Here is a 13,285-nt window from a genome sequence, read left to right as displayed (position 1 = left end):
CCTCCCTCGTCCTCGTCCCGTCGTTGCACTACTTGCAACGACCATTGCGTATATCGCTCACCGCTGTCTAACATCTCGCCCATGCGGGGTCAACGGAGCCGCCGTCTGCCCGCACCACCTAGGAGCTACGACGATCGTGACCCCCACCGGACCCCGCAACGCCCCTGACGATCTGGATGTCGTGGACGTCGTTGCGCTCGGCGAGTCCATGGTCACCTTCCTGCCCACCCGTCCGGGCCGCCTCGCCGACGTGCCGTCCTTCGACCGGGCCATCGGTGGAGCCGAGTCCAACGTGGCCTGCGCCCTCGCCGCCGCCGGCCACTCCGTCCGCTGGATCAGCCGTGTCGGCGACGACGCCTTCGGCGACCACCTGATCGAGGCGATCGGGGCGTACGGGGTCGACGTGGCGTCCGTACGGCGTGATCCGGCACGTCCGACCGGCGTGTACTTCCGTACGGCGGGGGACCGGGCGACCGACGCGCACGAGGTGGCGTACTACCGGGCCGGATCGGCGGCCTCGGTGATGTCCGTGGGGAACCTGGACCTGGCGGCGGTTCGCGCGGGGCGGGTGCTGCATCTGTCCGGGATCACGGCAGCCCTGTCCGGCGACTGTCTCGACCTTCTGTGGGAGCTGACCGAGCCCCGGCCGGGCCGGCCGCTCGTCTCGTTCGACGTCAACTTCCGTCCGGCGCTGTGGTCCGACGCCGCCGGCCCACGGGTCCTGCTCGACCTCGCCCGCCGCGCCGACCTCGTCTTCGTCGGCGCCGACGAGGCCGAGGCAGTCTGGGGGCTGCACGGCGCGGACGACATCGCGGGGGCACTGCCCGAACCGGGGCTGGTGGTCGTCAAGCAGGGCCCGGACGGGGCCGTCGCCCTCGACAGGGGCACCCGTGCCGATACGGCTCGCGTCCACGTCCCGGCGCCCCAGGTCGAGGTCGTCGCGGCGGTGGGCGCCGGTGACGCCTTCGCCGCCGGGTTCCTCGCCGCCACCCTGCGCGGCCTCCCCGTACGGGACCGTCTCCGGCACGGCCACCTCATGGCCGCCGCCGTCCTCACCGCCCCCGGCGACCTCGCCACGCCGCCCGCCCGCGGCCACGCCGACCGACTGGCCGCTCTCGACGACCACACGTGGGAGACACTTCGACTCGGCCCCGGCTGGACGCAAGCCGGACAGGCCCCGGAGGAGGCACGCACCCCATGAGCCAGACCGTCGACCGCGCCCTGAGCATCCTGCCGTTGCTCGCGGAGGGCCCCGCCGACCTCGGCCGGGTCGCCGACCGGCTCGGCGTCCACAAGTCGACCGCCCTGCGGCTGCTGCGCACCCTGCACGAACACGGGCTCGTCTACCGCCAGTCCGACCAGCGCTACCGGCTCGGCGCCCGCCTCTTCGCGCTCGCCCAGGAAGCCGTCGAGAACCTCGACATCCGGGAGATCGCCCACCCCCACCTCGTACGCCTCAACGAGAGTTGCGGCCACACCGTCCACCTCGCCGTGTACGAGGAGGGCGAGGTGCTGTACATCGACAAGGTCGAGAGCCGCTACCCGGTGCGCATGTACTCACGGATCGGCAGGCCCGTCGCCATCACCGTCGCGGCCGTCGCCAAGCTGCTGCTCGCCGACCTGCCCGAGGCCGAGCGGCGCACCCTCGCCGACACCTTCGACTACCCCATGTACACCTCCCGCTCCACCCCCAACGCCCCAGCTTTCCTGCGGGAGTTGGCGAAGGTGCGCGACCAGGGCTGGGCCACCGACCTCGGCGGTCACGAGGAGTCCATCAACTGCGTCGCGGCCCCCATCGTCGGTACCGACGGACGCGTGGTCGCCGCCATGTCCGTCTCCGCCCCCAACGTCGTCGTCACCGCCGACGAACTCCTCACCCTGCTTCCGCTGGTGCGCCGTACGGCGGACGAGATCAGCGGCGAGTACTCCGGCAGGGCCCCCACGCCCGCGAAGGACAACGGTTCATGACAGACAAGATCGCCCTCACCCCCAGCACCCACACCACCCCGCCCGCCAGGTTCTCCCACGGTGTACGCAAGGGGAACATCCTCCAGGTCGCCGGCCAGGTCGGCTTCCTGCCCGCTGTCGAGGGCCAGCCCCCCACGCCCGCCGGCCCGACCCTGACCGAACAGACCCTCCAGACGCTCGCCAACGTCAAGTCGATCCTGGAGGAGGGCGGCGCGACCTGGGACGACGTGATGATGATCCGCGTCTATCTGACGGACGTGGAGCACTTCGCCGAGATGAACGCGATCTACAACGAGTACTTCGGGAAGCAGGGCCTCACCGCACCCCCGGCCGCCCGCACCACGGTGTACGTGGGCCTCCCGGCAGGCCTGCTGATCGAGATCGACGCACTGGCGGTTCTGGACAACTGAGGTCCACCCCCGCGCCCCTTCAGGGGCGCGGGGAACTGCGCGAGCAACCACAACCAACCCGCACCCACCCAACAAAGCGATCCCCCCTGCCCACATTCCCCCCAAAACTAAACAGAGGACCCCCACATGTCCGAAACCCACCCCCACACCGGCGGACTACTCCTCCTCATCAACGGCACCGCAGGTCTCCTCACGGTCGCCGCCCTCGGCATAGCCCTGCTCCTCGTCCTCATCATCAAACTGCGCCTCCAGCCCTTCATAGCCCTGCTGACCGTCTCGATAGCCGTCGGCCTGGGGGCCGGCCTCTCCGTCACCGAACTCTTCGGCACCGTCCAGCGCTCCGACGCCGTCTCCGTCATCGAGTCCGGCATGGGCGGCATCCTCGGCCATGTCGCGATCATCATCGGCCTCGGTACGATGCTCGGCGCGATCCTCGAAGTCAGCGGCGGCGCCGAGGTGTTGGCATCCCGGCTGCTGAACCTGTTCGGCGAGAGGAGGGCGCCCCTCGCGATGGGGCTGACGGGCCTGATCTTCGGCATCCCCGTCTTCTTCGACGTCGGCATCTTCGTCCTCGCGCCGATCGTGTACGCCGCCGCCAAGCGGTCCGGCAAGTCGATCCTCCTGTACTGCCTGCCCCTCCTCGCCGGCCTCTCCGTCACCCACGCCTTCCTGCCGCCACACCCCGGCCCGGTCGCCGCCGCCGGCCTCCTGCATGTCGACCTCGGCTGGGTCATCCTCATGGGCGTCGTCTGCGGACTGCCCGCCGTGGCCGCCGCCTGGGTGTGGTCGGCGTGGATCGGCAAACGGATCTTCGTCCCCGTACCGCAGGACATGCTGGAGGCGGCCGAGGAGGCCAGGCGAGCGGTCATCGACGAACAGCGCACGGTGGGAGTGACCTCCCAGGAGACGCCCCTTCCGGAGACGACCCCAGGGGAGACGGCCCCCCAGGAGACCCCCGTACCGCTCGGCACGGTCCTCGCCATCATCGGTACGCCGCTGGTGCTGATCCTGGCCGCCACGTTCTCCTCGATCGCCCTCGACCCCTCCACCTTCCGCTCGGTTCTCACCTTCCTCGGCAGCCCGTTCGTCGCCCTCACCCTCGCCCTGTTCATGGCGTACTACCTGCTGGGGCTGCGCCGCGGCTGGTCCCGCAAGTCCCTGGAGACGGTGTCGACTTCGTCCCTCAAGCCCGTCGGCAACATCCTGCTCGTCGTCGGGGCCGGCGGGATCTTCGGCGCGGTCCTCAAGGCCAGCGGGGTCGCGCAGGCGCTCTCCGACACGTTCAACGACGTCGGGCTGCCGGTGATCGTCCTCGCCTATCTGATCTCCGTGGTGCTGCGTGTCGCCCAGGGCTCGGCGACGGTCGCCATCGTGACGACGGCGGGCATCGTGGCGCCGCTGCTCAGCGAGGGCGACCACTCGCAGGCGTTCACCGCCCTCGTCATCATGGCCATCTCGGCGGGCTCGATCTTCGCGTCGCACGTCAACGACGGGGGCTTCTGGATGGTCGCCAAGTACTTCGGGATCAGCGAACGGGACACCCTCAGGACGTGGACCGTGCTGGAGACGGTGCTGTCGGTGGCGGGGTTCGCGGTGGCGGCCGTACTGAGCCTGTTCGTGTAGGCGTTCACTTCGGCCGATTCCGGAACTCTTCGCGATCTCACCGGCCCCTGCTGTCCCATGACACAGCAATGTCCGCCATACTTCCGCCTGTGGAGCAGCGCATAGGTTCGAGCAGCAAGCCCCTGGAAACCGCCGCGGTAGACCCGGCGGCCATCCCCGGGCTCATGTCACCCGTGCCGGCCGAGCCGGAGGACAGGGTCCCGGAGCCGTCGGAGGAGTCCGCACCGGAGGAGTCCGCACCAAAGGACGCGACGTCGGCGGCCGAAGCGGAATCGGAGCCGGAGACGGAGCCCGAGACGGAGCCCGCAACCGAGGCGGAGGCCCCGGAGGGCGGCCCCGTCTTCGAGGCGTCCGACCGCCGGGCGAAGATCATCGCCGACCACAGCGGCGTACGGCTCTCCCTGGACGACCAGGAGTGCGAGTTCCGCTGGGACGAGATCGGGGCCGTGGAGACGGAGACCTCGCGCTTCGGCAAGCGGTTCACGGTGACGGTCCACACCCCGGACCGCCGCTGGTACCCGGTCGAGATCGAGGCGAAGGCGAAGTCCCAGCACCAGGAGTGGGAAGCGGAGCTGGACAAGGTCCTGGACACCTACTTCGAGGAAAGCGCCCCGTAGGGCGCGGGGAACTGCGCGACCAGCCACGGCCGGCCCGCAGTTCCCCCTACCTCGGACACCCGTCAGGAGCAGTACTGCGCCTGCTTGCCGATGGACCGGTACATACAGTCCGAGTTCTCCAGCAACTGCAGAACCGCGTCGCGGTTGCGCGCCGTCTCCCGGTCGATCACCTCGTCGGGCGGGTAGAAGCCGCCGCTCGAACTGGACGACGGATACATCTCGAACGTGAAGGCGAAGATCTTCTGACTGCCCCAGAGGTAGTCGTCGATCGAGCCGTCCGTGATGTACAGGTCGCTGGACTGCTCCGGCGTGTAGCCGTTGCTGGCGGCCATCTTCCCGCCGACCGTGGCGAAGGCGTCCCGGTCGTCCTGGGTCATACCCGTCGTCGTGTTGTCGTTCGTGAACCCGAAGGGCCACAGCACCAGTTCGCTGTACGTGTGGAAGTCGATGCCCGTCTTGATCTGCTGGACGCCGCCGACGACCCGGCTGCGTACGAAGTCGGCGACCACCTTGACCTCGGGAGCGGACTCGGCGGACCGACCCCGGTAGGTCTCCGACGAGGTCGAGCCGGAGGAACCGCCGCAGCAGCCCCAGCGGTAGTTCCAGTTTCGGTTGAGGTCCGTACCGACGTTCGACGAACCGGTGTTGGGTTGGCGGTTCTTGCGCCATGAGCGGTACGAGCCGGTCGCGATGTCGTACTCGCCGCCGTCCGGGTTGAGGTCCGGGATGATCCAGATCTCACGGGAGTCGATCATGGCCTTGACCCGGGGGTCGGTGGCGTAGGTCGAGGTCAGGTTGCGCAGCAGGTAGAGCGCCATCTCGACGGTGAGGTGCTCGCGGGCGTGCTGGTGGTGGGTGAACAGCACCTCGGGCTCGGCCTCGTCGGTGCCGACGTTGTCGCTGAGCTTGATGGCGACGATGTTCCGGCCCGAGTACGAGGTCCCGATGACCCGCTGGCTGGCGATGGAGGGGTTGGCCGCGACGATGGAGTTGATCTCCGACGTCATCTCCGCGTAGTTGTGATAGCGGGAGTCGGCTGTGGGGAAGTCGCGCAGCCGTACGTCGTCGGGGGCGGCGGCCCGGTTCGGGGCCGAGCCCAACAGGGTGATCACGTAGCCGCGTTGGGCCAGTTTCCGGGCCTGGTCGGCGCGGCCGGAGACCACGACGGTCTCCTCGTCGGCCTCGTCCACGGTCACGCCCGACGCCATGATGTCGGTGCGGACGTCGGACGTGGAGTTCGCGAAGTTGATCTCGTACTGGTGGATGTCGTCCGCCGAGGCCGCCGGGCGCCTGGCGCTGTTCGCGGTGGCGTCGGGGGTCGCGGAGGTGACGCCGACGGCGAGGGCGAGGGACAGCAGGCCGACGGCTGCGGCGGACCGTCTGCCGCCGCGGACACCTGAGCCTCGTATGCGAAGTCGCATGAAGTCTCCTGTTTTCTCCGGGAGTTCCGGGATCTCCGGACGCTGGGGAGTGGAGCCGGGGGGTGGTTCTTCGGTGCGACGGACTGATGCGGGTGTGCGGCTCATGGTGCGGCTGTGACATGGGCAGGTCAAGAGCGCATAAAGGGCGATGGCGTGAACCGGCTGGCCACGCGGGCCGGAAAAGAGCGCGCGAAGGCTACGCGTCCCCGCGTCTCCCGTCGCGGGCTCCTCGCCAAGTGCACCCGCGCGTGTGACCCGAGGGTGTGATCCACGGGCGCTGTTGGAAGGTGCTGAGCATGGGCGGATCAGCGTCACGAACAGATCCCCGAGCACCGGAGACGGTCTGCCGATCGCAGGCGACGGTCTGCCGATCACCGGCGACGCCGTGCCGGACAACGGAAACGCCGTGTCGGACACCGGCGACGACGTGCCTGACATCGGCCGAACCGCCGGTCGAGACCACCAGCTTCGTCGACCGCCGCGCCGAACAGGCCGACATCCGCGCCCTCCTGACCAGGGCCCGCCTCGTCACCCTGACCGGTCCGGCCGGCGTCGGCAAGTCGCGCCTGGCCGCCCGTATCGCCGCCCGTCTGACCCGCGCCTTCCCGGACGGCGTCCGTTTCGTGCAGCTGGCCGGGCTCGATGCCCACGACGACCGCGACGACCCGGACCTCGTACCGCGCGCCGTCGCGGAGGCGCTGGGCCCGCCCGACCCGGTCACGCACCCCACGCACGGCCGCCCGGAAGACGTGGCCGCCCTGGACGTCCTCGCCGACCGGCTGAGAGCCCGACGCCTTCTCCTGGTCCTCGACAACTGCGAACACCTGCACAGGGAGTGCGCCGAACTCGCCGGCGCACTCCTGCACGGCACCACCGGCGTACGGATCCTCGTCACCAGTCGGCACCGTCTGGGACTGACGGAGGAACACCTGCTGGACGTACGGCCGTTGCCGGTCCCGGACCCGAACGGCGACCTCTCCGCGCCCCACCGCCACCCGGCCCTCGCCCTCTTCGCCGACCGAGCCGCGGCAGCGGCCCCCGGCTTCACGCTCACCCCCGCCAACCGCACCACCGTGGCCCACCTGTGCCGCCGCCTCGACGGCCTGCCCCTGGCGATCGAGCTGGCCGCGGCCCGCCTGACCGAACCGGGCGACCTGAACGCGAACACCGACGAACTGCTCACCACCGTCTACGACGGTCACGGCCACCGCACCCTGCGGGCGGCGATCGACCGGAGTCACCAACTGTGCACGCCGGCGGAGCGGTCGGTGTGGGCGCGGGCCTCGGTGCTGGCCGCCGACTTCGACCTGGAGACGGCGGAGGCCGTGTGCGGCGACGGCATCGACGACGTGGTCGCAGTCGTGGCCGCCCTGGTCGGCAAGTCCGTACTGAGCCGGGAACCGGGCCCGGACGGCGGCGTACGGTACCGGCTGCTCGGCACCCTCCGGCAGTACGGCCTCGACCGGCTGAAGCAGCGCACCGGGGAGGAACGGGCAGCCCGGCGCCGGCACCGCGACTGGACGCAGGCCCGGGCGTCGGCGTACGAGCAGACCTGGTTCGGCCCCGGCCAACAGCACCTGGCCGCCCGCCTCCACGCCGATGGGGCCAACCTGCGCGCCGCCCTGGACTTCAGCCTCGGGGCGAACGGAGGCGCCCCCGACGACGCGCTCGCCGGACTCCGTCTCGCTGGCACCCTCTGGTTCCACTGGGTGGCGTGCGGCGCACCGGGCGAGGGCGCGCACTGGCTCGACCGCGCCCTCGAAGCGAACCCCGAGCCCAGCCGTGAGCGGGCCCGGGCGCTGTGGGTCGCCGGACTGCTCGGGCTGCTCACCGGTACGTCGGAGGACCGCGCCCGGGGCAGGCGGCGAGCCGAGGAGGCGCACGCCCTCGCCCGGCGTCTCGGGGACGCCGCCGAGGAGGCGCACGCCGGGTACGTCATCGGGGTCGGCCATCTGCTCGGCGGTGAACCGGCCGCCGCCCTGCGGCACTTCGAGGACACCGTGGCGCGGGATCCCGTACCCGGGGGCCATGCCGGTCTCGCCGGACTCGAACGTGTCCAACTCGCCTGTGCGCGCGCCTCGTCGGGGGAGGCAGACCGGGCGGTCGCCGTCTGTGAGGACGCCCTGCGGGTGTGCGAGGAGTACGGCGAGGAGTGGGTGCGTTCGTATGCCCTGCGGGCGCTCGCCCTCGCCCACACCGTCCGCGAGGACTGGCATCGGGCCGAACCGCCCGCCCGAGCGGCCCTGCGCATCGCACACGCCCTCAACGACGTCCTCGGCATCGCTCCCGCCCTCGACCTCCTCGCCCTGATCGCGACTTCCCATGACCACGATCACGACCACGACCACGACCAGCACGAGGATGAGCGCGAGCACGGGCGCGACCACGGCCTTGATCGCGCCGCCGTCCTGCTCGGCGGCGCCGACAGCGTCCGGGCCGCTCCCTTCGACGCCGTACGCCAGAACGCCGAGACCCGGGCACGCGAGGGCCTCGGGCGGCGGGCGTACGAGCGGGCGTACCGTCGCGGGAAGGCATCCGGCCGCGCGGGGATCGTCACGTACGCGCTGGGGGAGCGCGAGTCGGCCGACCGGCGCTCCGGGTCGCCGTCCGGTCTCACCCGCCGCGAGACCGAGGTGGCCGCGCTCGTCGCCGAGGGCCTCGCCAACCAGCAGATCGCCGACCGTCTGGTGATCGCCCGCCGTACCGCCGAAGGTCACGTGGAACACATCCTCGGCAAACTCGGCTTCGCCAACCGCGCTCAGATCGCCGCCTGGGTGGCAACGCATCGCTGACACCACCCACACAACTCACACCACTGGCACCACCCACACCACTGGCATCGCCGACATCACCGATATCGCCGTCAGCACGTGGTGCCTACGGAAACAGGTATTTCTCCCCGCGCGCGGGCGCGTCCGTGGAGGCGATCCTGAAGGCATGCTGCAACTCTCCGGGGACACCGGGGGACACGGCCCGGATCCCGTCCCTCGGTATGGCTCATACCTCCAACCCCCGCTGGGGGCAGGCCATTTGAGCGTCGAGTACGACCCGTGCCCCACCGCCGCCCGTGAGGCCCGAGCGGAGATACGCAGGAAGTTGGAGGAGTGGGGCCTGGTCGGCGGGGAGAACCTGACCGACCACGCCGTCGACCTCCTCGATGTGGCGGAACTGCTCGTCAGCGAGCTGGTCACCAACGCGGTGCTGCACGCCGCGAGCCCGTTCCGGTTCACGCTCTGGGCGGCGCACGGCGTCCTGCGCTGCGAGGTCACCGACACCGGCCGTCGCACTCCACGGGTACGGTGCGCCGGCGTCGCGGAGAGCGGCCGGGGGATGTTCCTGGTGGACGCGCTCGCGAGGCGCTGGGGCTGTCACCAGGACGGGCCGGGCAAGACCGTGTGGTTCGAGCTCGGCACCTGCGGGTCCGACGGCTGTGGTCGGCGACAGCCGTAGCGGACCCGGTTCCGGACGCCGGATGCCCGGCTGTCCAACTCCGGCTCCGGAACGCCCCCTTGTGCGACCAACCCCTTTGCGCTTTCTTGACGTACATGGCGGACACCACAGGAAACTCCACGGAAGCAAACGAACCAGGGGCAATGAGGGCCGCGGGCGCGACGGAAGCCACCGGCGTCTCCGGCCTCTCTGGCACCAACTCAGCGCCTCGCAAGTCCAGTTGGAAGTACATCGGCCCGGGAATCGTGGTCGCGGCGACCGGAGTCGGCGCCGGCGACCTGGTGGCGACACTCATCGCGGGCAGCAACTTCGGCTACACCCTCCTGTGGGCCGCCGTACTCGGCTGCCTGGTGAAGATCTCCCTCGCCGAGGCGGCGGGCCGCTGGCACCTCTCCACCGGCCGCACCCTCTTCGACGGCTGGGCGAGCCTCGGCCGCTGGACGACGTACTTCTTCGTCGCGTACGTCGTGATCTGGGGCTTCGTCTACGGCGCGGCCGCGATGTCGTCGAGCGCGCTGCCGCTGCAGGCGCTGTTCCCGGACGTCATGGACCTCAAGTGGTGGGCGATCCTGTGCGGGTTGTCGGGCCTGGTCTTCGTCTGGTTCAACAAGTACGAGGTCTTCGAGAAGGTCATGACCGTGCTGGTGGGCGTGATGTTCGTCGTCACGGTCTACCTCGCGATCCGGGTCACCCCCAACCTCGCGGACGCCTTCGCCGGCCTGCTGCCCGTCCTCCCCGACGAGAAGGACTCCATTCTCAACACGCTGGGCCTGATCGGCGGTGTGGGCGGCACCATCACCCTTGCCGCGTACGGCTACTGGGTCAACGCGAAGGGCTGGACCAACACGGGCTGGATGAAGGTGATGCGCCTCGACAACCGGGTCGCGTACGCGACGACGGGCATCTTCGTGGTGGCGATGCTGTTCGTGGGCGCGGAGTTGCTGCATTCGGCGAACATTGCGATCGCGAGCGGCGACAAGGGCCTGATCCAGCTGAGCGACATCCTGGCGGACAAGTACGGCTCGGCGACCGCGAAGTTCTTCCTGATCGGCTTCTTCGCCACCTCCTACACGTCGTTGATCGGCGTCTGGCACGGCGTGAGCCTGATGTTCGCGGACTTCGTGGAACGCTTCCGCGGCACCCGGACAACGGGCGAGGAGGTCGCCTCGGGCACGCGCGAACGGTCGTGGCCGTTTCGCGCGTACCTGCTGTGGCTGACCTTCCCGCCCATCGTCCTGCTCTTCCAGGGCCAGCCCTTCCGCCTGATCATCCTGTACGGCGTCCTGGGCGCGGCCTTTCTCCCCTTCCTGGCCGGCACGCTGCTGGTCCTGCTCAACTCCGCACGCACGCCCGCCGAATGGCGCAACCGGCTGCTGAGCAACGCGATGCTGGTGATCGCGGGCCTGCTGTTCCTGGTGCTGTGCGTGAAGCAGGTCTGGGACCAGCCGTGGTCGGAGTTCTTCTAGGTCCTTGTCTCCGAAACCCTTCCGTGAAGGCTCAGTTGGGGACCGGCTGCAGCTGCTGCCACTTGGAGTCGGTGGCGATCGCCTTGAGCTGGTCGAGGGTCAGGGCGGGGTTCTTCCGGGTCGGGCCGGTGATCTGGCTGGCGGAGTTGAAGGCGCTGACGACCACGCGCAGACCGTCGGGCCAGAGGGCGTCGGCGGTCCACATGACGAGCCCCTTGCCCTTGTCGTCGCCCGGTCCCTGACGGACGACGACCTTGATGCCGTCGGGCCGGGTCACGGCGCCCGAGCCCTCGCCGAAGAGCTCCTTTTCGAGGTCCTGGCTGTTGGGCTGCACGTTGATCTGGACGAAGCTCTTGCCCTTGCCGTCGTCGACGACGACATACCCGAACCCGGTGTCCGGTTTGCTCTTCCCGACCACGCTGAGGCCCTTGGGGAGCAACCCGGTGAGTGCCGTCACGATGGAGTCGCTCTCGACCTCCTCGGGTGAGCTCGCGGTCGGCGGCGTCTCGACCTCGTCGGACACCGGGATGGCGTTGACGGCCCTGATCCATGCCGGATCGCCGACCAGGGTCTTCAACTGGGCGCTGTTCAGCGGAGGTTCGGGTCGGCTGACGGGCGCGTCCTTCTCGGCGGCGGCGTTCCACTCCATCACCGACACATACGCCCCCTCGGCGGTGACGAGGTCCGCCGTCCACAGCTTGGTGTCGACGCGGCGGTCCGGATACTCGTACCCCTTGACGATCCTGAGCAGCGCACCGCCGGGCAGCGGGCTCGTCACGCAGTCGTCGTACGGGACGAACGCCTTGTCCGGACACTCGGTCGCCTTACGGGCCTGCCCGCTTCCCGGCACGATCCGGTGGAGGCTGAGGGAGAGAGCCGCGGCGCCCTTCCCGTCGTCGAACACGGCATACGCGTACGGCCCCTTCTTCGAGGCGGTGCCACGCGACTTCTGCTCGCTGAGCTTGCCCGAGGGAAGCAACTCCTTGAGCGTGTTGAGCAGTTGGGCGCCGGAGACCGGGGACGGGCCGGTGGCGGTCGCGGTGGGGCTGGCGTCACCGGGTCCGACGGTCGTCCCGCCGGCCCCCACGGCGCGCTGCCCGGTGCCGTCCCCTCCCCAGGGCGCGACCAGCGCGCCGCCCACGCCCACCAGGGCGATCGCGGCGGCGCCGCTCACGACAGCGGTCCGGCGGCGCGTTCGCAGCCTGCGTCCACGGGTCTCGCCGCCGGCGACGAGGGCGGTGCGGTCGGCGTCGAAGGTGCCGCCCGCGGTGCGCAGGGCGGCGCCGAGCCGGTCCTCGAACTGGTCGTCTCGATGTTCAACGGGCATGGCGAACCACCACTTCTGCTGTGTACGGAAATTGTGTACCGGACGGGGCGGAGGAGCTCTCGGAGACCTGGCCCGGTGAGCTGGGGCCGGTGAGCTGGGGCGGTGGGCCTCAGCGGGCCGCGTACTCGCCGAGCTCCTCGCCGAGGAGGGTGCGCAGCCGGGCGAGAGCGCGGACGCAGCGGGTGCGTACGGCGGCCGAGCTGACGTTCATCGCGCCGGCCGTCTCCTCGATGGAACGGTCCTCCCAGTACCGCAGGACGACCACCGCCCGGTCCTTGGGCGCGAGTTGGGCCAGCGCCTCGACGAGGGTGAGCCGCATGGTCACGTCGGCTCCGGCGGAGGGGACGGCCACGTCGGGCAGTACGGCGGTGGCCCGCTCGGTACTGCTGCGGCGCCGCTGATGCGCGAGAAAGGTGCGGGTGAGCACGGTCTGCGCGTACCCCGCCGGGTTACTGGCCCGGGAGACGCGCCCCCAGTTCACGTACAACCGCCCGAGCGTCTCCTGCACCAGGTCCTCGGCGAGATACGTGTCCCCGGCGGTGAGCAGACACGCGGAGCGGTACAGATGCCCCGCGCGCGCCGCCGCGAACTCCGCGTACTCGTCCGCGCGGACCCTTCTCATACGTTCCCCCTGCTGCCTGCGGCGCGCTCAAGTCCTGAGCACGTGGACTGCCTTCACCTCATTGATGCGGTGGGCGGGGGGAAATGTTTCAGAGAAAACGGGACCGATTCCGGCGGCGGAAGGGGGGGCGGCGATGCGCCGCCCCCCCTCCCCGGCCTGTCGACGTCCATACGATGCGACGCGGCTCAGCGGTTGACGGCTTGGATCTCCTGTACGACAACGTCCTGCTGGGCGCCGAACTCGCCGTCGGGCAGGTTCACCGGGTTGTTGACCCCGGTCCCCGTCCAGTGGATCTTCCAGGTGATGGTGGCGCGGAGGGGATAGGTTCCGTTGCCGGAGGAGCGCAGGTACTTCACTCCGCAGGGGGGTGTCCGGTCGGCC

Annotated in this window: 11 protein-coding genes and 1 pseudogene; 8 read left to right on the top strand and 4 right to left on the bottom strand. The window is 70.2% G+C overall.

The window, feature by feature from the left end; genetic code table 11:
• Window positions 1-136: 136 nt before the first annotated feature.
• From ADL01_RS36945 to ADL01_RS36925, 5 genes are all read left to right on the top strand, one after another.
• On the top strand, window positions 137-1,201 hold the full coding sequence (locus tag ADL01_RS36945; RefSeq protein WP_053746435.1) for a sugar kinase: 1,065 nt from the start codon (window positions 137-139) through the stop codon (window positions 1,199-1,201).
• Window positions 1,198-1,968, top strand: coding sequence for an IclR family transcriptional regulator (locus ADL01_RS36940; RefSeq protein ID WP_053746434.1), 771 nt, complete (start codon window positions 1,198-1,200; stop codon window positions 1,966-1,968). The genes ADL01_RS36945 and ADL01_RS36940 overlap by 4 nt, the downstream gene beginning before the upstream one ends.
• Entirely contained in the window at window positions 1,965-2,378 is a 414-nt protein-coding gene (locus ADL01_RS36935) for a RidA family protein (protein ID WP_053746433.1), read from the top strand. The genes ADL01_RS36940 and ADL01_RS36935 overlap by 4 nt, the downstream gene beginning before the upstream one ends.
• A 126-nt stretch (window positions 2,379-2,504) precedes the next feature.
• Complete coding sequence (locus ADL01_RS36930) at window positions 2,505-4,001, top strand: GntP family permease (RefSeq protein WP_053746432.1); 1,497 nt, start codon at window positions 2,505-2,507, stop codon at window positions 3,999-4,001.
• A gap of 89 nt (window positions 4,002-4,090) precedes the next feature.
• Window positions 4,091-4,618: a hypothetical protein gene (locus tag ADL01_RS36925; protein WP_053746506.1), complete on the top strand. Its 528-nt coding sequence runs from the start codon at window positions 4,091-4,093 to the stop codon at window positions 4,616-4,618.
• 62 nt (window positions 4,619-4,680) lie between these two features.
• Here the strand turns inward: ADL01_RS36925 and ADL01_RS36920 are convergent, their stop codons facing one another.
• Window positions 4,681-6,039, bottom strand: a complete 1,359-nt coding sequence (locus tag ADL01_RS36920; protein ID WP_053746431.1) for a M14 family metallopeptidase — start codon at window positions 6,037-6,039, stop codon at window positions 4,681-4,683.
• 296 nt (window positions 6,040-6,335) lie between these two features.
• Between ADL01_RS36920 and ADL01_RS36915 the strand changes: the two genes are divergently transcribed.
• From ADL01_RS36915 to ADL01_RS36905, 3 genes are all read left to right on the top strand, one after another.
• On the top strand, window positions 6,336-8,831 hold the full coding sequence (locus ADL01_RS36915; protein ID WP_078960984.1) for an ATP-binding protein: 2,496 nt from the start codon (window positions 6,336-6,338) through the stop codon (window positions 8,829-8,831).
• A gap of 238 nt (window positions 8,832-9,069) precedes the next feature.
• Window positions 9,070-9,489, top strand: coding sequence for an ATP-binding protein (locus ADL01_RS36910; protein ID WP_053746430.1), 420 nt, complete (start codon window positions 9,070-9,072; stop codon window positions 9,487-9,489).
• 143 nt (window positions 9,490-9,632) lie between these two features.
• Window positions 9,633-10,955: an Nramp family divalent metal transporter gene (locus tag ADL01_RS36905; protein WP_053746429.1), complete on the top strand. Its 1,323-nt coding sequence runs from the start codon at window positions 9,633-9,635 to the stop codon at window positions 10,953-10,955.
• Window positions 10,956-10,986: 31 nt separating this feature from the next.
• Here ADL01_RS36905 and ADL01_RS36900 read toward each other — a convergent pair whose 3' ends face one another.
• The 3 genes and pseudogenes from ADL01_RS36900 to ADL01_RS36890 all read right to left on the bottom strand — a co-directional run.
• On the bottom strand, window positions 10,987-12,282 hold the full coding sequence (locus ADL01_RS36900) for a hypothetical protein (protein ID WP_053746428.1): 1,296 nt from the start codon (window positions 12,280-12,282) through the stop codon (window positions 10,987-10,989).
• A 109-nt stretch (window positions 12,283-12,391) separates the two neighbouring features.
• On the bottom strand, window positions 12,392-12,904 hold the full coding sequence (locus ADL01_RS36895; RefSeq protein ID WP_053746427.1) for a SigE family RNA polymerase sigma factor: 513 nt from the start codon (window positions 12,902-12,904) through the stop codon (window positions 12,392-12,394).
• A gap of 185 nt (window positions 12,905-13,089) precedes the next feature.
• Window positions 13,090-13,285: pseudogene (locus tag ADL01_RS36890) on the bottom strand (hypothetical protein); the annotation flags it as partial.

The organism is Streptomyces sp. NRRL WC-3618 (genome assembly GCF_001280005.1).
Lineage (GTDB): Bacteria > Actinomycetota > Actinomycetes > Streptomycetales > Streptomycetaceae > Streptomyces.
The sequence above is the reverse complement of the archived record's forward strand: the minus strand, read 5'-3'. Positions and strand labels throughout refer to the sequence as shown.

Coding starts and splice junctions, on each gene's coding strand:
- ADL01_RS36905 (WP_053746429.1), top strand. CDS start 9,633: ATGAGGGCCGCGGGCGCGACGGAAGCCACCGGCGTCTCCGGCCTCTCT.
- ADL01_RS36930 (WP_053746432.1), top strand. CDS start 2,505: ATGTCCGAAACCCACCCCCACACCGGCGGACTACTCCTCCTCATCAAC.
- ADL01_RS36935 (WP_053746433.1), top strand. CDS start 1,965: ATGACAGACAAGATCGCCCTCACCCCCAGCACCCACACCACCCCGCCC.
- ADL01_RS36915 (WP_078960984.1), top strand. CDS start 6,336: ATGGGCGGATCAGCGTCACGAACAGATCCCCGAGCACCGGAGACGGTC.
- ADL01_RS36920 (WP_053746431.1), bottom strand. CDS start 6,039: ATGCGACTTCGCATACGAGGCTCAGGTGTCCGCGGCGGCAGACGGTCC.
- ADL01_RS36895 (WP_053746427.1), bottom strand. CDS start 12,904: ATGAGAAGGGTCCGCGCGGACGAGTACGCGGAGTTCGCGGCGGCGCGC.
- ADL01_RS36940 (WP_053746434.1), top strand. CDS start 1,198: ATGAGCCAGACCGTCGACCGCGCCCTGAGCATCCTGCCGTTGCTCGCG.
- ADL01_RS36900 (WP_053746428.1), bottom strand. CDS start 12,282: ATGCCCGTTGAACATCGAGACGACCAGTTCGAGGACCGGCTCGGCGCC.